The sequence below is a fragment of the Priestia sp. ST2 genome (assembly GCF_055810735.1).
Genome location: NZ_JBVVNT010000001.1, coordinates 814,122 through 835,968, shown reverse-complemented (window position 1 = coordinate 835,968; position 21,847 = coordinate 814,122). Strand labels below are relative to the sequence as shown.

Here is a 21,847-nt window from a genome sequence, read left to right as displayed (position 1 = left end):
GGCGGTGAGCCTCCAATCAACTGCTAAAAGCACCTACATACATGAAATCTACCTTCACCCTCATAATGAAAAGATCCGAACGATTCAACGTTCGGATCTTTCTTCGACTAACATACTTTGTACCAGACTCGCGTTTTTTATAAACAAAAGAGCTCAGCTTCGCTCGTATAAGGTAAAATAATACGTGTAGGGATTTTTTTCATCTTTAATTCCTTGCTGCTTCGAAATAACTTTCCATTCGCTCAAATCAATCGAAGGAAAATGTGTATCTCCTTCAAAGGATTCTTCAATATGCGTAATATAAAGTCGATTTGCAACGTCTAATGTTTGCTCATACAGAGTAGCTCCGCCAATCACGAAGAGCTCGTCTTCTTTTTCAGCATCTAATGCTTCTAGTTCCTCAACTGAATGAATAACGGTTGCTCCTTCTTGCTGATAATCTTTTTGACGCGTAAGAACCACATTTTCGCGATTAGGAAGCGGTCGTCCAATTGATTCAAATGTTTTTCTTCCCATTACAATCGTATGACTCGTTGTGATGCGCTTGAAATACTTCAAATCTTCCGGAAGGCGCCATGGCAAATCATTCTCTTTACCGATCAGCCTGTTTTGATCCATTGCGACAATGAGGGAAATCATACGCTCACAGCTCCTTTGATGTGAGGATGCGCATTATAGTCTACTAACTCAAAGTCTTCAAATTTAAAGTCAAAAATTGATTTTACGTCTGGATTGATTTTCATTTTTGGCAAAGCATGAGGCTCACGCGTTAACTGCAGGTTTACTTGTTCAATGTGATTGCTGTAAATATGCGCATCGCCAAACGTATGAACAAAATCACCTGGCTCTAAATCACACACTTGTGCCACCATCATTGTAAGCAGCGCATATGAAGCAATATTAAACGGTACGCCTAGGAAAATATCAGCTGAGCGCTGATACAATTGACAAGACAATTTGCCGTCCGCTACGTAAAACTGAAATAAGCAGTGACACGGCGGTAAAGCCATATTGTCTACATCAGACACATTCCAGGCGCTTACCATTAAGCGGCGAGAATCAGGGTTGTTTTTAATTTGATTGATAACATTGGTAATTTGATCAATTTTTTCTCCGTCCGGCGTTGGCCATGAACGCCACTGATGCCCATACACAGGGCCAAGCTCGCCGTTTTCATCCGCCCATTCATTCCAAATGCGCACGCCGTTATCTTGTAAATACTTAACGTTTGTATCTCCTTGTAAAAACCAAAGCAATTCATGAATAATTGATTTTAAATGAAGTTTTTTTGTCGTTAATACCGGGAAACCTTCTTGTAAATTAAAACGCATTTGATAGCCAAATGTGCTAATTGTACCTGTTCCTGTCCGATCTTCTTTTTTTGTTCCATTTGCTAACACATGCTCGCAAAGTTCAAGATATTGTTTCACTTCCGACACTTCCTTTATTAAAAAGTCCTTTTCTATTGTATAAGTGTTCACGAGCTAAGTAAACAACTAAATCTCAGCTCATGCAGAAAAGTTTTTTATCATTTAGATACGCAATTCCCCTAGAAAAAACAAGAATGAGACCTAACAAAATCAATTAAATAATCGCGTATGAATCGCTTATGACACCGCGGTTGATCTCCGTGCAAGACTTGGCCGATGAGCCTCCTCGTCGCTTACACTTGCGGGGTCTCATCTGTTCCGCTTTTCCCGGAGGAGTCTTCGCCTTGCCTCCAATCAACCGCTAGAAGCAACTAAACAGATGAAATCTACGTTTACCATGACCATAAAAAAAATCCGAACGAATTTCATTCTCTTTCAAGAATCTCGATTCATCGTTCGGATCTTCCTTCGGCTAAACTACTTTTTCAACAGCTTAGTCTTTGTTAATTGAATACAATTGTGCGGTTTTCATGCACTAAAATGCGGTCTTCTAAGTGCCATTTCACAGCACGTGCGAGCACCGTACGTTCAATTAAGCGGCCTTTTTTCTTTAAGTCATCCGCATCATCACGGTGGTTCACGCGTTCAATATCTTGTTCAATAATTGGTCCTTCATCCAAGTCGTCTGTTACATAGTGAGACGTAGCACCAATTAATTTTACACCTCGTTGATATGCGCGTTCATATGGACGTGCTCCAATGAATGCCGGTAAGAATGAATGGTGAATATTAATGATACGATACGGATTTTCTGCCACAAAAGTCGGCGTTAAAATTTGCATATAACGCGCCAAAATAATCACGTCAATATTATAATCTTTTAATACCTGCAGTTGTTTGGCTTCTGCTTCTTGGCGAATGTCTTTTGTCGCCGGTATATGCTTAAACGGTATACCGAATGATTCAACCACTTCGCGCGCATCTTCGTGATTGCTCACAACGACAGCGATGTCTGTCATCAAATCTCCGCTTTCCCATGCCCACAGCAGCTCTAGTAGACAATGAGGCTCTTTTGACACAAAAATAGCTGTTTTTTTCAAATTATGAGCATATGTAAACTGCCAGTTCATTGAAAACGTATCGGCAATTTTTTTGAAGCTTTCTTCTAGTTTTGCTTCTTTAGCTAATAAATCCTCACATTCAAATTCGAAACGGATAAAAAACATACCCCCTTCATGGTTCGTTGAATGTTGACTTGATTCTACAATATTTGCACCGTGCTCATGTAAAAACGTAGACACAGCGGCTACAATACCCGGTTTGTCCGGACAGCTAATTAGCAGCCGACCGCGATTTTTATATTTCTCTTTATATGAAGTTAAATGTTTTTGAATATGCGATTTCATGTAATTCCCTCTCTTTTTTTAAATATACAGACAATTGTACCATTATCCTTGTAGCGATGCGACATTGAAATAAGACTTTGACAAAAGAAAGCCGAAACGTTTGCTTCAGCTGGTGTACTTGTTGTTCTAACATCTACTCCATCAAATCGTTCATTCACTCACCTTTACGTTCTACACATACCTAAAATGAGTGTTTCCTAAAGTGCTGCAGCTCATCCCCTTCGCTTCCTGCTTTTGAATTAACCATAAAAAAGCCGCTACACAACACCAGCGGCTTTTCCTTATTATTGAACAGCTTTTTCACTCACTTCATGCAAGGCATTCCGTACCTTTCCATATTCGCTTGCGTGAGGACGATCTCCGTCATCTTCGTATCCGTAATCAAACATTCGATTTCGATTTAACGTTAATTTCGTAATGGTTGGACGTAATAAATCAAACAATTCAAATCGTTTTTTCAAATGTGGAAATGATGCTTGATAATGTAAAATTTCTGCTCGTACACTTTTCCAAAAGTCCGCTTCTTCTACGCCTTCATGCTCTTCTAAAATAGTGGCTAAATAGCGGAAGTGACAAACAAATAACCCTGTTAAAATAAACTGCGTCAGTCCTTCCGGCTCTTCGCTGCGCAGCACTTCTTTTAATTCAAAAGATAGCTGCTGCAGTTCTTCAAACGGCTGATCGCTAATATTCACGTCATCTACAAAATCTTTCATAATAATTCGAACGGGCTTGTTGTTTTTAAGCACCAATACCGTATTTTGACCGTGCGGAGAAAATACAGTACCGTATTGATACAAATAATGAAGAAGCGGCGGCAACACAGCTCTGGTTAACGCATCAATCCACTCGGCAGGAGTTAAGCCCGACTTTTCTATATACGACGAAACTAAAGCTTTCCCTTTACTGTCAACATGTAAAAGCGCAGCTAGCGTAATCGCATGCTCTCCTTCTTCTAACTCTTGATAGATGCTTTCACGCCAAACGACTCCCAGCATTTCTAAATACTGATAAGGCGCGTTTTTAATAGAAGCAAACGTTGGCTGAGTTACGTTTAACGTAGCCACTTCACCTAAAAGTCCTACTTTACACGTATCTTTTAAAAACGCATCGCGATCTCGTATGCCTTTTATGTGCTGAGTTACTTGAGGAGCAATTACCGTCCGCTCACTTGGAAGGCCTCTGTACACAAGCGTATTTAATATACTCATGGGAAGCTTTACATGATATTTATCTCGATTTGTTGTATTCACAAATGTACGAATCGACTGCTGAGGCAAGTATTGATCTTCACCTTCTCCTAATGGAACAATTAAATCATTTGCAATGTATTCAGCGAATAAAGGAACAATCACGTTCATCCACTGCCATTCATGGACGGGAATATAGTAATAGTCCGCTGCTAAAAGGTCTTGGCTTGTTAATTCTTTTTCAAATTCAGCTAGCGTCTCACCGCTTAGCTCCTGTTTCATAACATCATCAAAGCCGAGGGTATCTAATGAATGAAAAGAAGCAATTTGCTTCGCTACAGCAATCCATGAAAGCTGAATTTTTTGTTTTTGCTCAGGTGCAAACCGCAGATAATCATCATAGCCAAATCCGATGCGGCCTTTGTTGTATGTAATCCAAGGGTGTCCCGTCATTTCACCTTCTAGCTCCGCATAATCCATATCTGCTAATTCATCAGCTGATTTTCGATTTTGCAAATGCATGTCTGCTATTAATGTATGAAAATATTCTTTTGCTAAGTGACCTGCGGTTGAGCTAGACATTCCTTTGTCTTCAGATAAGCTAATTAACAGCTGCAAGGCCTTCGAAAATGTAGGGATTGACGCTTTAGATGTCAGCTTAATACTTTCTGGCAGTACAGAAAAACTGTCAAACAATCGCTGTTTCGCTTGATATGTATACGTAACGCCTCGGTGGTCTTCCCATCGATACGTGGCAAGCGCCCCCTGCTTTTGCAACTGTTTTGGCTCAATAATATTTTCATACATGAATTCCTGCAGCATTTTAGCTAAAAGCTGGCGATTTGCTTTTTCCCATGATTGCTTATTAAATACGGAAAGATTCGTTTCTTTGATTTTCATCCTTCATTCTCCTTTACTTGTCTTAGAATAGGGATTGTTTTATTGCGCAGCGGCATTACAGCGCTAGCAGCTAGCAAAGCAGCGGCACCAACTGCTAAAGGAAGCGCTAAATTTACTTTGCTGATTTCTAGTGCTAAAAGCGGTGCAATCAGCAGGGCAATATTTTGAACAGCAATAAGCCAGCTGTAATAGTAAGCAGCTCCTTCTTTGCTTTTTTGAAATAAATAGATATCAAGTATAACCATGCTGAGATAAAACCCGGCTCCATATAAAATTCGACTTATAATAAACATGCTGAGATGATCGGCATATGCTTGCAAACATAGCAGTAAAGCACTAGCACCCGTTACGCTATAAAAAAGCGGTATAACTTTCCCATTAAATAGCTTTGTAGGTATCGCAAGCTTTAAGACGATCGCCATAATGCTCGGCATCACATATAACAAAGCGCTGCCTTGACTGCTCATGCCATATGTGTCGCTTGTAAACAATGTAAAATAAGGGCGAATGACATTGTGTCCAAGGTGAAAAAAGAAAATAGCCAGCAAATAGAAAAAAATAGGCTCGTTTATACTTTGAGTGTACGCTGGTGTTTGTTCTTTTTTTAAAGATGAAGCTTTTCTTGTTACGAGCCATACGGCCAGTACCATATCAGCTAAAGCAAAGTATTGATATACTTTAAGCGGCATTTCCCATGCAATAATCGCACTTCCAAACAAGCTAGCGACAATAATAGCCGTATGAACAATAAATACATAGGTTGTTGCAGCACCTGCCTTTTTCTGTCCATTTTTCATGCCGCCTACTAAATATGGGTATAAAAGATATAAACTGCTTTGAAACACAAGTAATACTAACGAAGTGGCTAAAAACCCATAAAAAGTAGAAACTTCACTCAGAATGACTTTAACTAAGGCTGTCATTAGAAGTGACGCTACGATTATATGTTTTACTTTCCACTTCTTAAGCAGCATTCCCCATAAAGGAGTCATAACAATGACCACAATCCGGCAGCAAATAATAAAAAAAGACGTCATTGCAACTCCATCTACATGGAAAGCACTTGTAAAATACTGCGGATAAAATGGTGATAATAACACTTCCGACGTCATGGTCATAAATAAACAGATAAAAACAAAGCGCGGAGAAATCATCTCTTAAAACCCAAACTTTTGGAAAACAGTATTTTTATATATTTTATACACGTTTTTACCTGCAATTTGATTAATCAAGACAGCATTGCGATAAGCCCCTAAACCTAAGTCTGGTGCTCCAACCCCGTGTGTATGAAGCTCTCCGTTTTGAACAAATAGCGGGGCGCCTTTTTTCTTCATCTCAACTTGATAGAGTTCATTAATTTTCAGCTGTCCTTTTTCATCAAACAGCAAATGTTCTTTTAAACCTTCCATAAAAGAAGGCTCTTTTGCATGATAGCCCGTGGCCATAATGACAATTTCACTTTCTTCTTTTTCAAACGAGGCCTGCTCGTATTGGTGAAGAGTAAGAAGATGTGTATCGTTTGTCTTTTCAACGCCTGCAAGTTCCGTAAGCGCGCGCATCATTAGCGGCACTTCTTTTCCTCCAATTGTTCGTTCGTAAATCAAATCATAAATATCACCGATCGTTTCAAAGCTTATTCCTTTGTATAAAAGAGCTTGATTTCGTAAAACGCTCTCTTTTTTCTCTTGGGGCAATCTGTAAAAATAGCGGGTATAATCAGGCGAAAAATGTTCAAGGCCAAGCTTTGAATATTCCATCGGATAAAATCCCTTTGAGCGCGTATACCAATTCAGCTTATAGTCAAACTGAGGCTGCTGTTGAAGTAAATCATAGACAATTTCAGCTGCGCTTTGACCAGAGCCAATTACGGTAATACTTTTAGCCTTCAGCGTTTGTTCACGATTCATTTTGTACTGAGCGGAGTGATAGAACGTATCGCTGGCTACTGATTGAAAGTCTCTTGGCACTACGGGCTGTGTACCTACTCCGGTTACAAGATGATAGCTGTAAAAGGTATGAAGTCTCCCTTCTTTTTCAACTATTACTTCGTAGTAAGGTTTAGCATCTTCATGCATTTTCACTTCTTTTACTGTGCTGTTAAATTCAAGCCCGCTCAGCTGGCTTGCTACCCAGCGGCAATAATGATTGTATTCGTTTCTTGGGATATGAAACTTCTCAAAGAAATAAAACTGATACAAGCGCTCATGCTCATGCAAATAATTTAAGAACGTGTATGGACTCTTCGGATCCACCATCGTGACCACGTCTGCCATAAACGGAACTTGAAGAGTTGTCCCTTCTAAAAGCATTCCTGGATGCCAATTAAACTCCTTTTTTTGTTCAAAACATTTATATGTACAATCTGTTTTATCAATTAAAGCTGCTAATCCTAAATTAAATGGACCAACTCCTACTCCAATTACGTCTAAAATGTCCCGTTGTTCCATTCGCTCCACCTTCTTTCAAATACTGTTCTTTCACATTTCAGCAGTACGCCTGTTTTATCAGGCAGCGACACTTCTTTCATAAATTGAAACCCGCATTTTTTAAATACTGCAATCATCTTTTCATTTCGTATATCTGGTTCCGCTATTACTTTAGCAGTATCTGCTACCTCGAACTTGTGCTTTAGTAAACTAAGAAGGAGCGGATAAATATAGCCTTTTCCTAAAAAAGCAGGTTCTCCAATTAATAAATGAATCCCTTGATCTCCTTTTTCATAAGGGTAATAGTTACTGATAATATCGCCGTCGACCGTATAAGATTCCCAATAGCTCATAGGTACACCGTCAATTTCTCCAATTAGCAGTTTTTGATGGGAATCAGCGAGAAATGTTTTTAAATGCTGCTCATACGCCTGTTTTGAAATATTTAAATTCCAATACGGAATAACATGCGGTTCATGCATCCACTTGTACAGCCGTTCGAAATCTTTTGCAAAAGAAACAGAGCGAAAGGTGATGCTCTGCTCCTTTTGCTGCATCATAAATGGATACTGCGTTTGTAATGCTGATTTCATACCCGTACACCTGCAGATTCGTACAGAGGATTTTCAACATTTACATAAACAGACTGCGTTTCAAGAGAGCCTACCAGCTCATCCATATCATGAACGCGCGTTAAGAAATTGGCTTTGCAAGGAAGCACTTTCTCTTCTAACATCGATGAAACAAGCCCCGTATGATCTTTTTCTTTGTACCTCTCTATTTCTTGTCGCAGAATCAATAGCAGATCTGACTCTTGAACGAGGCCAGCTGCACCAAAAGCATTAACTAATCCTAAAATATGATTAAAAAATACGTAATAACGAAATCTTTCTTCTGCTACAGCATCATCACATACCGTATCGCTTTCTCCGTTTAAGGAAGGAAGCAGCTTGCGAAGCTCTTGTTCCTTTGATTTCATAAAGTAATAGCCTTGGTTGTCACGGTAGTAAAACATCGATGGATATCCGTTTTCATCAAGTTTAATAACGGAATTTTGCTGATGAGCTTCCAGCGCAATTCCTTTTTGAGTGTAAAGCCACATCATAGGATGAAAAGAGACATCTAAATAGCGTTTAAACCAGTGCTTGCTTATGTCTTCATTCGAGCTATTTTCACTTGAAACAATATGATTAATAATATTTTCAATTTGAGAAGCTTTCCCGAACACATGATCTTGACACAAACTTGCTAGGAGTGTTGTACGGTTCCCTTGCTCGCCTTGAAAAGGGTTGCTTCGAATCATGACTTCAAACCCAAGCTCCTTTTTTCCAAGCGTGATGTAAGCAGGATCTTCAATCACTTGAAAAGCCGGATGATTTTCTTGAAGCTCCGCCTGTAATCCTTCTTGCAATAAACGGCTTACTTCTACACCTCTGCTTAATTCTTTGCGTTTATTCACTCTCAGTGAATTCGTAATCTTCACCGGAATAGAAAATTTGTACATCACATCTGCATCTTCACTGTATACGGTTCGAACAGACGAAGTCGGATAAAACGGCTGACCGTGTGGCCCTAGATAAGCAAGCCGGCCTTTTTGAATCCATTCACACACTTCTTCTTTTCCTAAAAGATAACGAGCTTGCAGCGGATGCATAGGTATAAGTGAATAATCGTCCGCTTGGCAATACACCTGTATGAATTCTTCAGAAACCTTCTTATCTTTTTTCAACTGCTCTTTAATAAGCTGTGAAGCGGTTTGACTCTCGGCGGACTGTTCTGTAACAAGCGATTTATGTGCTCTAAAATAATGAAGATGAAATTTGCCGTTCACTTCAGGCCCAAACACCTTTTCTTCTTCAGGTAATATCCCTTGACGGCTTTTAGGTGTCGGATGCAGCTGGTGGCCAATAAGCAATGACTGCTCAGATTCTAAGAACGTTTTGTCCCATTTATAGCACGTTTCTAACTCTTTCTGTCTTTTTCCAATGAACAATTTCATATTTTCGTAGCTTAATAGCACACGTACAATTAGCTCATTCACCTGTAGTAAATGATCTGTTACTTCTTTTAAAAGAAAGGCTAAAAGAGTGACGACATCTAACTCCTTGAGCTCCTCTTTCTGAATGCGATAATAAAAGATCGGAAAGAACAAGTGACGTCCGGTAGCTGAACGGTACTTTACTGGAAAGTAAAGAGTTACCGGCTGTTTTTCTAGCCTAAGAACGAGCGTTTCTTCGCTTTTCATTTCTGAAATGGACTGCCATACTCCCTTACCTGTTTCTCGAATATAGCAATTAATAATATTTTGCATTGTAATAAAATTAGCCGATAACTGAGCGTTCACGTAATCGCTCCTCCTTTTTCTCCAACTCTTTTCCTAAAGCCACGACTTCCTCTAACTGAGTGGCAACAGAATCAACTGTAATCATAGGATTTAACATCGTTAGCTTTAAATAAGCTTGCTCTTTATGCTTTGTTTTTGCCATGATAAAAGTGCCTTTTTCATATAAATGCTGCTGAATACGCTGATTTAACTTATTTTCATAATGCTGCTGTTTCTGACAATCACTATATAAAGTATCTGGCACATAGCGAAATACAACCGCGTTCATATAAGGATCATTTAACACCGTAATATTCCTTTGCTTTCGTAAATGTTCAGCTGTCTGCTTAGCCGTTTCAATCGTATGATCAACCATTTTTCCATACTCATTTGTACCTACTGCACGGAAAGTCAGCCATAGCTTCAAGGCGTCAAATCGTTTGGTCGTTTGAATACTGCGATCTACCAAATGTACATGCTCATCTTCTTCAGGATTTAAATAATCTGCATGAAGCTGAATGTGTTTGAACATAGCTGAATTCTTCACTAGAAATGCGCCGCAGCTTACCGGCTGATAAAACCACTTATGAAAATCCATCGTAATAGAATCTGCCCGTTCAAGAGCTTTTAAGCGTTCACGATATTTATGTGAAAATAGCAGCGCTCCTCCATAAGCGGCGTCAGCATGAAGCCAAAGCCCTTCTTTTTTAGCTAGCTTACTCATTTCAAAAAGAGGATCTACGCTTCCAAAATCCGTCGTGCCTGCCGTTGCTACAACAGCAAAAGGAAGGTTTCCCTGGGCTTTGACTTCCCGTATTGCTTCTTCTAAATTTTCTATATCCATCTCGTGCCTTTCATTGCACTTTACACTCACCACTGCATTCATGCCCAGTCCAAGCTGAGCTGCAGATTGCTGCACCGTAAAGTGGGCTTTTTCGGAGCAGAAAATCCGCAGTTTTTTAGCTTGGAGCGGTAAACCTTCTTCACTAACATCAATGGAAAATGCAGCATGACAATATTCATTACGAGCAAGCAGAAGGCCCATATAATTCGACTGAGTCCCTCCGCTTGTAAAAACGCCGGAAGAAGAGCTTGGATAACCAATTTGTTGTGTTAACTCATCAATCACTTGATCTTCTATATACGTAGCTGCCGGACTTTGATCCCACGAGTCCATAGATTGATTCAAAGCAGAAATCATCACTTCCGCAGCAAGGGCCGGTATAATCGGAGGACAATGCAAGTGCGCCATTGCCCCGGGATGCGAAATATGAAGCGAATGATCCAGCACTACGGCTTGTACGTCATCAAACAGATCTTCTAGCAGCTGTTCGTGTTCGCTAAAATAGACCGAACGATTGACTAAGTTCGATAGTTCGTCAACGTCTATGTGAGTATAAGGGGATTTTAGTTCCTGGTAGTGACGTTTAATCATCTCAGTCATTCCGCCTATCATCGCTTCATAATTCTCGAGGCTTTCTTTGGATGATGATAAAAACCACTTTTCAAACGGCGCCATTTTATTTATTCACCCACTTCTCTTCTGCTGCTTTTATCGCTTCTTCAAATCTTGTTAACACTTCATCGGTTTGTTGTTTCGTTAAAATTAATGGAGGAAGCAGACGAATAACAGCACCATGTCTTCCACCCACTTCTAAAATGACGCCTCTGTCGAAACATTCTTTTTGGATCAGCTTAGCTAACTCACCGTTTGCAGGATGACTGCCGATTTTATTAGCCGGCTTTGTTGCGTCTATGATTTCAATGCCCAGCATCAAACCTCTTCCGCGTACATCACCAATTGAGAATACTTGCTTTTGAATATGCTTTAGCTGACTCTGAATATAAGCTCCTAATTCATGAGCATGTGCAGGTAAGTTTTCTTGTTTTATAAATTGCAGAGTGGCTTGTCCTGTAGCCATCGCAAGCTGATTTCCTCTAAAGGTGCCGATATGTGCACCCGCTTCCCATTGATCCAGCTTTTTATCATATAGAACGACTGATAAAGGAAGGCTGCCTCCAATTGCTTTAGATAGCACTAATACATCCGGTTGAATATCAGCGTGCTCAAATGCATACAGCTTTCCTGTTCGTCCAATTCCAGTTTGAACTTCATCGACAATAAGCGGAATGTTTCGTTCTTTTGTGATTCTGCGAAGCTCTTTTAACCATGGAATCGGCGCCGGAACAGAGCCTCCTTCTCCTTGTACAATTTCTACTACAACACCCGCCGGAGTAACAATTCCGCTTTCAGGGTCATCCAGCATATTTTCAATGTACGTACTAATGTACGTGTGACCTTCAGCACCTACGCCAAACGGGCAGCGATATTCATATGGATAAGGTAGAAAATGGGTATCGGGCACTAGCGCATGAATATGCTTTTTGGGACTCGTTGTACCGCTGATGCTTAACGTTCCGTGCGTGGAGCCGTGATATCCCCCTTGAAAAGATAAAATCGTTCGGTTACCTGTTGCTGTTTTTACAAGCTTCAAAGCCGCTTCAATTGCGTCTCCTCCAGTTGGACCGCAAAACTGTATTTTCGCTTTGTTTGCAAATTGTTCTGGCAAACTAGCAAATACTTCATCGATAAAAGCTTCTTTCACAGGCGTTGTTAAATCTAATGTATGTAAAGGAATAGATTTTGCTAAAACGTCTTGTATTGCTTCATGGACTACGTAATGGTTATGACCCAGAGCAAGCGTGCCGGCTCCTGCTAAACAATCAATATATTCTTTTCCATCCATATCCGTGATTACGGCGCCTTTTGCTTGTTTAATTGCAATAGGAAGGCGTCTAGGATAAGACCTTGCATTGGATTCACGTTCATTTTGCATAGCAAGCAGCATTTCGTTTGATGTAAGTTGTTTCGTTGACGTTGACATATCATATCCTCCTGTTTATTCAATTGATAATGATTTTCATTAACAATTACAACAATAAATGATAATGATTATCACTGTCAATGATTATTCTGAAAATATGAAATTATTCCTATTTCACTCTAAAGTCGAAAAAACACAGCATTTCTCTTATGTATCAAGGATTCACAGGGTTTTATGATGTTTTCCATTTAGGGAAAACTATGTAATAAGTCCCTTTCTATTTCCAAATAAAAAAGTGCTACAATTTCTTGTAGCACTTCTGTTACTTTTGTTTATTCATCGTTTCTTTTGCAGCTTTTACACTCCTTGGGTCAAGCGGTTTCGTATATTGACAATTCACTCGAACCCCTGAACCAATACGAATTTCTTTCACGGGAGTAACGGATAAGAACGCTTGAAGATTTTCAGGTTTCAGCCCTTTTGTCCCGATTAAAATAATATCTTTATCTTTCATTCTTCTTAACAGTTTTTTAATATGAGGAATACCGTTTAGCGCACTTTTATCCGCTCCCGAAGTCATGACACGCTGAATTTGCTTATAGCTTAAAAGCGTTTCAAGCGCCTTTTCTTGATCACTGATTTCATCAAATGCTAAGTGGAACGTTACATTCATTTCTCCTGCCGCATCGAGCAGTCGCTTTAAAGCTTGCTCATCAATAATTTTGTCTTCTGTTAAACAGCCTATTTCAATTCCATCAATGCCAATTTCTCTTGCATATTTAATATCTTCAATCATTGTTTGCAAATCGTCTTCATCATATTGAAAAGATTGATTATGTGGACGAATCATCACAAATATTGGGATATGTATCGTTTCTTTCACTTTTTTCATCAAACCGTAGCTTGGGGTTAAGCCGCCTTCACCGATTCCAGTTACAAGGCTTATACGATCGGCACCATGTTCCTGGGCAACTTTAGCATCATGTAAGGTTGCAGCTGTGACTTCTAATATCATTCTAAAAACACCCTTTCCCCTTTAATATAGAGCTTTTGCCTTCTTTTCCCTGTATTTATACTTAAAAAACTCTACCAAACTCTCTTATGTAAGAAAACACCCAAAAGATGTGATTAATATTTTCAAAAAATTGAATGTCATGGAAAAAGAGTAAGAACTATTCTTTTTCTCATGACGTTTCAATTAATAAAATTCTATATTTATACTAAAGATTCAAAAATACATCCCTTTTATCTAGGGTAAAGGGTTTATTAAAAAGAACGTGGATTTGTTTGTTGCATGAACATCCAATCATTTAAAGAATGAGGCTGCTGATGCCCAACGGGTGCTGAGAAATCGCGGCATCCGCAATCGTGCATCGGCATTTGGCCCATTCCTCCGTGCATTGGCGGCATTCCACCTTGCATCGGCATTTGACCCATTCCTCCGTGCATTGGCGGCATTCCACCTTGCATCGGCATTTGACCCATTCCTCCGTGCATTGGCGGCATTCCACCTTGCATCGGCATTTGACCCATTCCTTGCATCGGCGCCATTCCACCTTGCATCGGCATTTGACCCATTCCTTGCATTGGCGGCATTCCACCTTGCATCGGCATTTGGCACATTCCTCCGTGCATTGGCGGCATCCCTCCTTGCATCGGCATTTGACCCATTCCTCCGTGCATCGGCATTCCGTCTTGCATCGGCATTTGCCCCATTCCTTCATGCATTGGCGGTAGCTCTCCGTACATTGGCATTTGATTCATTTCTTTTTGCATCGGCGGCATTCCGCCTTGCATTGGCATTTGATTCATTCCTCCATGCATCGACGACATTGAATCTTTCATCTGCGGCATTTCTCCGTGGATTGGCATTTGATTTGCGCCTTCTTGCATCGGCATTGCCTGCATTTCTTTTGCAGAAGGCATAGGCGGCATTTTAGCAGGTTTAGGTGCTGCTTGCATATATGGATTGGATATCGGTTGTCCGGTTTGTTTCATTCCATACGAATTTCTCATTTTTAAGGGCTCCTTCCCATTCTCTTACTCTGTTTACGTTATTCTTTTTACCATCAATCTGAAATTCGTCCATAAGAAAATAGGCCTTCTACACATTCAAAATTGTAGAACGTATAAGAAAAAAGCTATAATCGAGGCAAAATGCAGATAGAAAGGTGGCACATGATGAATAAAACCATTATCGTATGGATTCGAAAAGATTTTCGGCTGGTTGATAACCCAGCTCTATTTCACGCAGCTAAAGAAGGAATGGTTGTACCTGTTTATATCCATGACGACTATGAAGAAAGCTCAATGGGAAGTGCAAGTAAATGGTGGCTTCACCATGCGCTGAATGACTTTAAAACCTCAATCGAAAAAATAAAAGGAACGCTGATTGTACAAAAAGGAAACCCTAAAGATGTGTTGCAAAAATTACTCCATGAAACGAATGCACAAGATATTTATTGGAATAGACGCTATGAACCACATGCGCTAAAAAGAGATAAAGAGCTTCAAGCTTTTTTTTCAAAGCAACAAATAAATATTCGCACATTTGAGGGGTTTCTCCTTCATGAACCTTGGAAAATCACAAAAGAAAATGGAGATCCTTATAAAGTGTTTACAGCTTACTATAAAGCTTCTCAAAAACATTCAGTATCTTCTGCTGTAAAAAAAGTTACTTCCATACAGGCCTTCTCTAAACCGGTTGAATCTCTTTCAGTCTCAGATCTTGATTTACTTCCAAGCATACCGTGGGATGAAACGATTAAGTCGACGTGGGAAGCTACGGAAAAAGGCGCTATTAATGTGCTCAAAACGTTTTCAAAGAATAAGCTGCTTCATTATGAAAAAGGACGAGATTTTCCTTCTGAAGCATTAAATTCATTTCTATCTCCTTATTTGGCTACAGGACAGCTCTCGGCTCGAGTTCTTTATCATTATTTGAGAACTAAAGCTGAAAAAGTAGGTTCTGATGCTTTTGAACAGCAAGCTGAAATGTTTATTCGTCAACTTATATGGAGAGATTTTGCTTATCAGCTGCTTTATCATTTCCCGCACACTACAACTGAACCGCTTAATGAAAAATTCAATCAATTTCAGTGGGCTGACGGCAATGAAGAGCTTCAAGCTTGGAAAAATGGAAAAACCGGCTATCCCCTTGTCGATGCCGGAATGCGGGAGCTGTGGGAAACAGGTTTTATGCACAATCGAGTTCGAATGGTAGCTGCTTCCTTTTTAGTAAAGCACCTTTTAATTCATTGGAAACACGGAGCAAATTGGTTTTTTGATACCTTAGTAGACGCAGATTTAGCTAATAACACAATGGGCTGGCAGTGGGTTGCAGGCTCGGGTGCAGACGCCGCGCCATATTTTCGTATTTTTAATCCAATTACTCAATCAGAAAAATTTGATAAAGAAGGAGAATATATTAAAAAGTGGCTTCCAGAACTTAAAGATATTCCATCTTCTTATATTCATAAACCTTGGGAGGCCCCAGCAGACGTATTAGAAAAAGCAAACGTTACACTTAATAAAACATACCCGGCTCCAATTGTCGATCATAAAGCAGCTAGAGAGCGAGCTCTAGAGCATTATCAGCATATCAAATAAGAGGCGTGATTTACCTCTTATTTGATATGCTGAATTTTTTAAACGTGTAAAAAATTCCCTTTCTTATCTATTTGCAACTAAAAACATGTATTTGAAATCTTTTTATAGGGTTTTCAAGCCCAATTCTCCTCTCTATAGCACATTTGATTTTTCATATTTTTTCCTATAATTTGAATATATAATAATGATTATATATGCTGGGGAACTCTCTCATTGCATAGATCTGATTGGAGTGATTCGATGCCCGTTTGTCCTTCTTGTAACTATAAGGAAGATTATAATTTTTGCAGAATGTGCGGTACTCAAGTTCGGCACACCTTCATCAATCAAGAAGATCAGCTTTTTTATCCATTAAAAGATCGAATCATTACGGATAATAATGAACCAAAGCATCAAGCTATTTTATCTCATACCCATGATTTAGTATGTGCTCTTACTGAAGATGGCATTTATGAATACGCTTCTCCTTCTTACGCTAAAACGTTAGGCGTTTATCCTGATGAACTTATTGGACAACATGTGCTTATCAATGCGTATCCCGAAGACAAACACATAATCTCGACTATTTTAGCTAACATGAGCAAAACAAAAGACGCCTCTACATTTGAATACCGAAAGTTTCATGTGAACGGCACCATCGTTTTATTAGAATGTAAAGGCGCTCCAATTATCACATCCACTGGAGAAATCGAAGGGTTTGTATTTGTCTCACGAGACGTAACAGAAAAAAGACAAGCAGAGAAAAAGATCCGAAATTCAGAAAAACTTTCTGTCATTGGTCACCTTGCTGCAAGTATCGCACACGAGGTTAGAAATCCTTTGACAACCATTAAAGGATTTATACAACTGTTCAGTGAGACACAGCAGCCGAAGAAAACAATGATTTATCGAGATCTCATTCAGCATGAACTTTCACAAATTGAACATATCATCACAGAGTTTATGAGTTTAGCTAAACAAGAATACGTATATACAGACAACCTTGTTATTACCGACTTGTTAGATGAGGTATTAAAGCAATTTGAACCGGCTACTGGAGTTAAAAACATCCACATCTTCCGTCATTATCCAAAAGAACATCCTCTGCTCGTTAGTGGGCAAAAAACACAGCTAACCCAAGTATTTATTCATATTATACAAAATGCCATTGATTCGATGGAAAGCGGCGGCAAGCTGGCGGTATCGATTGAAAAATCAGCTAGAGAAACGCTGTGCATTGTGATAAAAGACAATGGATGTGGAATTGATTCAAAGCGTATTCCTCATATAGGAGAGCCTTTTTATACAACAAAAGAACGAGGAATAGGCCTGGGACTAACAATTTGCAACAAAATTATTAACGAACATAATGGTTTTTTTCATGTATCCAGTGAAAAAAATGATGGCACAAGTATTACCATTACCCTTCCTATGAAAACGACTGAACTTTACGTAGTGGAAGCCTAAAAGAGAGGCTGAGACATAACTAAATCACTTCCATTTAAAGACGAACGAATTAGATAAATGCTCTAGTATAAATGGCCTTTTACACCGCTGCTGATATCCGTACAAGGTTTCGCTTTCCGCGGGGCCTAGACAAGCCCCCTCGTCGCTAGACTCCTGCGGGGTCTCATCTAGGCCGCTTTTCCCGCAGGAGTCTTCGCCTTGCCCTCCAATCAACTGCTAGAAGCAACTAAACAGATAAGACCTACGTTCACCATTCCAATAAAAAACGAACCACCAATCAAATATTTTGATCAATAGTTCGTTATTTATCTTGGCTAACATACTTTTATCCCAGCCTCTTTTTCCTTTAAAACAGCTGGCTGTACAGCTGATACTTATAAAGCATATAGAAACTTCCTATCACTGCCAGGTAAAAGATAAGAGTCTCTGCTCCGCTGCCTGTTTCATATGTTAAAGGAGGCTTAAACTTCTTCTTGCTAAGAGGTGAGAAAAAAGGTACCCCTCGTTTAGAAAAGAAATCTCCAAGAATATGAAAAGCGTATCCATAGGCTATTCCTAATGTAAAGTCGTTGTCATACATCGTATGTAAATAAAAAATAAGTCCGCTTGCAAGAATAGAATGCGTAATACCTCGGTGTCCAAAAATAGATTTAATTATTTTTGCGAGACCAAGAGATCTTCTACCAATATATGAATTTGGTTCATCAATATCAGGAAGCAGTGCTCCAATCGCGATGCCTACAACATAAGGAAATGTAAACGAAGCGTATCCTGTTATAGCCACGCCGGCACCGGCAGCAATCGATGTTGCAATATGTGTGTGATATCTCAAATATGCCACCTTCTTTCTTTTTCAACTTAAGGCAAGCACTGTGATCAAAATCACACATACGTTCGCCCAACGTTAACTATAAGTGAAGGTGGTAAAAATGTCAAAATAATCTATGATTACGTAAGCTGCAGACCGACTAACCCGATAAGCATCACAAGAAAACTAATAAGAGTACCCTTTCCATTTTTCTTTGCTCTTCCATCTTTTTTGACGATAGAATAAATCCACGTACTCGAATACACAGCGAATCCAAGAAAACCAAATAACGTGATATATGTAAACATACCGAAACTCCTTTGCTTGTCATTACTATTAACTATACGAGATTTTATAAAAAAAACAAAGTAGTATGACGGCTTGTTTAATATCTCTTTCTTTTTCTTATACTAGGAAGAGGAGGGATGGCTATGCAACAGAAGCAGCTGGAAGATATATTCGACTTCTATGGGTTAAGTGAGGTTTATCACGGCAATTTCGAGGATGTTGAACATCACTGGTTATTTAAAGACGTGGAGGCAGCTATACTTGAAGATTTTTTTAACTCTCACGATTGCGAAGATCTCGAATGCTGTACTCTAGAAGAATTTTGTTTTTTATTTATGAATTTCCAATCCATACATGCACAAATTCCCCACGTGTACTATTACTAAAAAAGTGATTTCGCAGGAAAGCGAAATCACTTTTTGTTAAAAGCCTAAAGAAATATATTTTACTTCTAAATATTCTTCAATTCCGTAATGTCCGCCTTCACGTCCAAGTCCACTTTCTTTAAAGCCGCCAAACGGCGCTTGTGGTGTAGAAGGTAGTCCATCATTTAGCCCTACAATACCATATTCTAAAGCTTCAGCAATACGAATAGCTTCTGAAATATTTTCAGTGAACACATAGGCCGCTAATCCGTAAGGCGAGTTATTTGCACGGCGAATAACTTCTTCTTCTGTTTGATACGTCGCAATTGGAGCAATTGGCCCGAATGTTTCCTCGTACATACAAAGCATATCGTCCGTTGCGCCATCTACAACCGTAGGTTCAACAAACAGTCCGCTTCCCTCTTCGCGTACAGCCCCTCCAGTTAAGACGTTTCCGCCTTTTGCTACAACATCATCTAAGTGGCGCTTTACTTTTGCTAACGCTTTTTCATCGATTAAAGGTCCGATATCCGTACCTTCTTCTAAGCCGTTTCCGACTTTCAGCTGACTAACAGCCGCTGCAAACTGCTCTGCGAACGGTTTAGCAACAGATTCGTGCACGTAGATGCGGTTTGTACATACGCATGTTTGACCAGCGTTGCGGAATTTAGAAGCAATTGCATTTGTTACTGCTTTATCTAAATCAGCATTTGCTGTTACGATAAACGGAGCGTGTCCGCCTAACTCTAAAGACACTTTTTTAACCGTATCAGCTGCTCCGCGCATTAACAGTTTACCTACTTCTGTAGAGCCCGTAAACGATAGTTTACGTACACGTCCATCTTGAAGCCACGCTTCTCCAATCGCTTTTGCATCTCCCGTAACTACATTAATTACGCCTTTTGGAATACCCGCTTCTTGTGCAAGCTCTGCTAGTCGAAGAGCCGTTAGTGGCGTTTGTTCTGCGGGTTTAATAACCGCTGTACATCCAGCTGCTAAAGCTGGCGCTACTTTACGCGTAATCATAGCTGCCGGGAAGTTCCAAGGCGTAATAGCTGCCATGACTCCCACAGGCTGCTTATGAGCAAATAATCGTTTATTAGGAGAAGAAGCTGGAATTGTTTCTCCGTAAATGCGCTTGCCTTCTTCTGCGTACCATGAAACAAATCCGTTGGCATAGCCAATTTCACCTTTTGCTTCTTTAAGAGGCTTACCTTGCTCAACTGTCATTATTTCAGCAAGTTCATCCGTGTGTTCTTCGATCAGCTGATGCCATTTAAATAATAATTTACCGCGCTCTTCTGCTGTTTTTTTAGACCATGTTTGAAACGCTTCATAGGCAGCATCTGCTGCTAGCTTCGCTTCTTTTTCTCCACCTTTTGCAACAGCAGCCACTACTTCATTTGTTGCTGGATTTACCACTTCATATGTATCATTTGCTGAAACAAATTCTCCGTTAATATATAAGTTTGCTTGCTTCATATTTCTTCACTCCCTGCTTAAATTTATCTACTCAATATTCTGTGCTGTCCGAAACGTACTTTCGAATTTTACGACTGGCTTGCGATTGGCTAATACCAAGCTGTTCTGCTACTTTGTAAGACGACCTATGCTGTTCAAACGCCTTTATGACCATCTCTTTTTCCACATGTTCAATCATTTCAGGAAGCGTATGCACAGGTGGATCGATAGCAAACTCTTTTGCAAAAGGCAAATCTTTAAGCGTAATCATTTCTTCCCCTGTAACAACCAGACGCTCAATGATATTTTCCACTTCACGAACGTTTCCTTTCCATTCTTGTCCTAAAAACGCATCTAACGCCTTTGGTGATAAACGTACATTACGTTCGTATACCGTATTAAAATGGTGAAGAAACTGATAGACAAGCGGCAGAATATCTTCTTTTCGCTCTCGTAAAGGAGGAATGGTAATCGGCACTACATTAAGTCGATAGTACAAATCACGTCTAAACTTTCCTTCTTCCACCATTTGTTCTAGATTTTGATTCGTAGCAGCAATAATTCGTACGTCTATTGATACTGCTCTTGTTGAGCCCACGGGACGAATTGTACGGTCTTGCAGCACGTGGAGCAACTTACTTTGTGCTGAAAGAGAAAGTTCACCAATCTCATCTAGAAAAAGCGTGCCTTCGTTTGAAAGCTCAATGATCCCTTTTTTCCCTTCTCGAAATGCTCCAGTGAACGTACCGCCTTCATAGCCAAATAGCTCTGATTCAATAAGCTGTTCAGGAAGCGCTGCACAATTAAGCTCATGATACGGCTGCTGTTTTCTTGTACTAAGCTGGTGAAGCAGTTTTGCCACTCTGCTTTTTCCTACCCCTGTTTCTCCAAGTAAAAGAACGGTTGTATTTACGGAAGCAACTCGTTGAATGGTTGAAAAAACTTTTTTCATCGCTTCACTTTTTGTCACGATGCCTTCTAAATCCACGGATTCGTTTAACTCTTTTTTATAGTTTTCAAGCTGTTCTTCCATCTCTTCTACTTTTCGTTTTAATTCCATTAAGTCTGTGAGATCCCGAGAATAGCTAATAACGCTTTTTAAATGCCCGTCGTTTGTAAATACCGGCCTTGTCCGCACGTGAAGATACCGGCCGGAGTTTGTTTTTTGAACCAATTCAATTGCTTGATTAGATTCAATCACTTTTAGCGTGGCCGAAGGATAAAAAATACCCATTTCCTGCAGTTCTTTTACGTGCTTCCCAATAAAATCTTCCACTTTCAAAGCATAGTTTTTTTCACACTCTGAATTTACAACTAACACATATCCATTTGCATCAGTTACGAAGATTTCATCAAATGATGACTCAAATATATCGTAAAGTTCGTCGTTAATTTGCTGAATATGCTTTTTATGAATGGTCATTTGAATC

The 21,847-nt window shown here is 39.7% G+C and carries 19 protein-coding genes; 3 read left to right on the top strand and 16 right to left on the bottom strand.

Annotation, left to right across the window (positions count from 1 at the left end):
* Nucleotides 1-153: 153 nt before the first annotated feature.
* The 12 genes from AC0KUU_RS04215 to AC0KUU_RS04160 form a co-directional block, all read right to left on the bottom strand.
* Entirely contained in the window at nt 154-639 is a 486-nt protein-coding gene (locus AC0KUU_RS04215) for a dihydrofolate reductase (protein WP_043976607.1), read from the bottom strand.
* The gene (locus AC0KUU_RS04210) at nt 636-1,430 is read right to left on the bottom strand and encodes a thymidylate synthase (RefSeq protein ID WP_013058746.1); all 795 of its coding nucleotides are present in this window, start codon (nt 1,428-1,430) and stop codon (nt 636-638) included. The genes AC0KUU_RS04215 and AC0KUU_RS04210 overlap by 4 nt, the downstream gene beginning before the upstream one ends.
* Nucleotides 1,431-1,873: 443 nt before the next feature.
* Nucleotides 1,874-2,776: a formyltetrahydrofolate deformylase gene (gene purU / locus AC0KUU_RS04205; RefSeq protein ID WP_042991947.1), complete on the bottom strand. Its 903-nt coding sequence runs from the start codon at nt 2,774-2,776 to the stop codon at nt 1,874-1,876.
* 284 nt (nt 2,777-3,060) lie between these two features.
* Entirely contained in the window at nt 3,061-4,866 is a 1,806-nt protein-coding gene (locus tag AC0KUU_RS04200; protein WP_043976604.1) for an IucA/IucC family protein, read from the bottom strand.
* Nucleotides 4,863-6,020: an MFS transporter gene (locus tag AC0KUU_RS04195; RefSeq protein WP_043976602.1), complete on the bottom strand. Its 1,158-nt coding sequence runs from the start codon at nt 6,018-6,020 to the stop codon at nt 4,863-4,865. The genes AC0KUU_RS04200 and AC0KUU_RS04195 overlap by 4 nt, the downstream gene beginning before the upstream one ends.
* Nucleotides 6,021-6,023: 3 nt before the next feature.
* Nucleotides 6,024-7,313 (bottom strand): lysine N(6)-hydroxylase/L-ornithine N(5)-oxygenase family protein, encoded by a 1,290-nt coding sequence (locus AC0KUU_RS04190; RefSeq protein WP_043976601.1) that lies wholly within the window; start codon nt 7,311-7,313, stop codon nt 6,024-6,026.
* On the bottom strand, nt 7,292-7,885 hold the full coding sequence (locus tag AC0KUU_RS04185; protein WP_043976599.1) for a GNAT family N-acetyltransferase: 594 nt from the start codon (nt 7,883-7,885) through the stop codon (nt 7,292-7,294). The genes AC0KUU_RS04190 and AC0KUU_RS04185 overlap by 22 nt, the downstream gene beginning before the upstream one ends.
* Nucleotides 7,882-9,636, bottom strand: a complete 1,755-nt coding sequence (locus tag AC0KUU_RS04180; RefSeq protein WP_322552381.1) for an IucA/IucC family protein — start codon at nt 9,634-9,636, stop codon at nt 7,882-7,884. The genes AC0KUU_RS04185 and AC0KUU_RS04180 overlap by 4 nt, the downstream gene beginning before the upstream one ends.
* Nucleotides 9,614-11,134 (bottom strand): pyridoxal phosphate-dependent decarboxylase family protein, encoded by a 1,521-nt coding sequence (locus AC0KUU_RS04175; RefSeq protein ID WP_043976596.1) that lies wholly within the window; start codon nt 11,132-11,134, stop codon nt 9,614-9,616. Before AC0KUU_RS04175 ends, AC0KUU_RS04180 begins: the two co-directional genes overlap by 23 nt.
* Before the next feature lies 1 nt (nt 11,135).
* Nucleotides 11,136-12,500 carry an aspartate aminotransferase family protein gene (locus AC0KUU_RS04170; RefSeq protein WP_016765332.1) on the bottom strand — a complete coding sequence of 455 codons (1,365 nt, stop codon included), beginning with the start codon at nt 12,498-12,500 and terminating at the stop codon, nt 11,136-11,138.
* A 262-nt stretch (nt 12,501-12,762) separates the two neighbouring features.
* On the bottom strand, nt 12,763-13,455 hold the full coding sequence (locus AC0KUU_RS04165) for a copper homeostasis protein CutC (protein ID WP_043976593.1): 693 nt from the start codon (nt 13,453-13,455) through the stop codon (nt 12,763-12,765).
* Between the two features lie 251 nt (nt 13,456-13,706).
* The gene (locus AC0KUU_RS04160) at nt 13,707-14,456 is read right to left on the bottom strand and encodes a hypothetical protein (RefSeq protein WP_473451536.1); all 750 of its coding nucleotides are present in this window, start codon (nt 14,454-14,456) and stop codon (nt 13,707-13,709) included.
* A gap of 165 nt (nt 14,457-14,621) precedes the next feature.
* On the opposite strand from AC0KUU_RS04160, the gene AC0KUU_RS04155 reads away from it, so the two are divergent.
* Nucleotides 14,622-16,049: a cryptochrome/photolyase family protein gene (locus AC0KUU_RS04155; protein ID WP_165575856.1), complete on the top strand. Its 1,428-nt coding sequence runs from the start codon at nt 14,622-14,624 to the stop codon at nt 16,047-16,049.
* Nucleotides 16,050-16,262: 213 nt separating this feature from the next.
* Complete coding sequence (locus AC0KUU_RS04150) at nt 16,263-17,495, top strand: ATP-binding protein (RefSeq protein WP_322552384.1); 1,233 nt, start codon at nt 16,263-16,265, stop codon at nt 17,493-17,495.
* Nucleotides 17,496-17,841: 346 nt separating this feature from the next.
* Here AC0KUU_RS04150 and AC0KUU_RS04145 read toward each other — a convergent pair whose 3' ends face one another.
* Nucleotides 17,842-18,336 carry a metal-dependent hydrolase gene (locus AC0KUU_RS04145; protein WP_340596585.1) on the bottom strand — a complete coding sequence of 165 codons (495 nt, stop codon included), beginning with the start codon at nt 18,334-18,336 and terminating at the stop codon, nt 17,842-17,844.
* Between the two features lie 107 nt (nt 18,337-18,443).
* Nucleotides 18,444-18,611, bottom strand: coding sequence for a hypothetical protein (locus AC0KUU_RS04140; RefSeq protein WP_014458527.1), 168 nt, complete (start codon nt 18,609-18,611; stop codon nt 18,444-18,446).
* A gap of 123 nt (nt 18,612-18,734) precedes the next feature.
* Here AC0KUU_RS04140 and AC0KUU_RS04135 point away from each other — a divergent pair, with 123 nt between their 5' ends.
* Nucleotides 18,735-18,977, top strand: a complete 243-nt coding sequence (locus AC0KUU_RS04135) for a hypothetical protein (protein ID WP_043976583.1) — start codon at nt 18,735-18,737, stop codon at nt 18,975-18,977.
* Between the two features lie 36 nt (nt 18,978-19,013).
* Here AC0KUU_RS04135 and AC0KUU_RS04130 read toward each other — a convergent pair whose 3' ends face one another.
* Both AC0KUU_RS04130 and AC0KUU_RS04125 read right to left on the bottom strand, forming a co-directional pair.
* Nucleotides 19,014-20,438: an NAD-dependent succinate-semialdehyde dehydrogenase gene (locus AC0KUU_RS04130; protein ID WP_043976581.1), complete on the bottom strand. Its 1,425-nt coding sequence runs from the start codon at nt 20,436-20,438 to the stop codon at nt 19,014-19,016.
* Nucleotides 20,439-20,469: 31 nt separating this feature from the next.
* The gene (locus AC0KUU_RS04125; RefSeq protein WP_162214887.1) at nt 20,470-21,840 is read right to left on the bottom strand and encodes a sigma-54 interaction domain-containing protein; all 1,371 of its coding nucleotides are present in this window, start codon (nt 21,838-21,840) and stop codon (nt 20,470-20,472) included.
* Nucleotides 21,841-21,847: the final 7 nt, after the last annotated feature.

Coding starts and splice junctions, on each gene's coding strand:
- AC0KUU_RS04215 (WP_043976607.1), bottom strand. CDS start 639: ATGATTTCCCTCATTGTCGCAATGGATCAAAACAGGCTGATCGGTAAA.
- purU (WP_042991947.1), bottom strand. CDS start 2,776: ATGAAATCGCATATTCAAAAACATTTAACTTCATATAAAGAGAAATAT.
- AC0KUU_RS04200 (WP_043976604.1), bottom strand. CDS start 4,866: ATGAAAATCAAAGAAACGAATCTTTCCGTATTTAATAAGCAATCATGG.
- AC0KUU_RS04195 (WP_043976602.1), bottom strand. CDS start 6,020: ATGATTTCTCCGCGCTTTGTTTTTATCTGTTTATTTATGACCATGACG.
- AC0KUU_RS04190 (WP_043976601.1), bottom strand. CDS start 7,313: ATGGAACAACGGGACATTTTAGACGTAATTGGAGTAGGAGTTGGTCCA.
- AC0KUU_RS04185 (WP_043976599.1), bottom strand. CDS start 7,885: ATGAAATCAGCATTACAAACGCAGTATCCATTTATGATGCAGCAAAAG.
- AC0KUU_RS04175 (WP_043976596.1), bottom strand. CDS start 11,134: ATGGCGCCGTTTGAAAAGTGGTTTTTATCATCATCCAAAGAAAGCCTC.
- AC0KUU_RS04170 (WP_016765332.1), bottom strand. CDS start 12,500: ATGTCAACGTCAACGAAACAACTTACATCAAACGAAATGCTGCTTGCT.
- AC0KUU_RS04165 (WP_043976593.1), bottom strand. CDS start 13,455: ATGATATTAGAAGTCACAGCTGCAACCTTACATGATGCTAAAGTTGCC.
- AC0KUU_RS04160 (WP_473451536.1), bottom strand. CDS start 14,456: ATGAGAAATTCGTATGGAATGAAACAAACCGGACAACCGATATCCAAT.
- AC0KUU_RS04155 (WP_165575856.1), top strand. CDS start 14,622: ATGAATAAAACCATTATCGTATGGATTCGAAAAGATTTTCGGCTGGTT.
- AC0KUU_RS04140 (WP_014458527.1), bottom strand. CDS start 18,611: ATGTTTACATATATCACGTTATTTGGTTTTCTTGGATTCGCTGTGTAT.
- AC0KUU_RS04135 (WP_043976583.1), top strand. CDS start 18,735: ATGCAACAGAAGCAGCTGGAAGATATATTCGACTTCTATGGGTTAAGT.
- AC0KUU_RS04130 (WP_043976581.1), bottom strand. CDS start 20,438: ATGAAGCAAGCAAACTTATATATTAACGGAGAATTTGTTTCAGCAAAT.
- AC0KUU_RS04125 (WP_162214887.1), bottom strand. CDS start 21,840: ATGACCATTCATAAAAAGCATATTCAGCAAATTAACGACGAACTTTAC.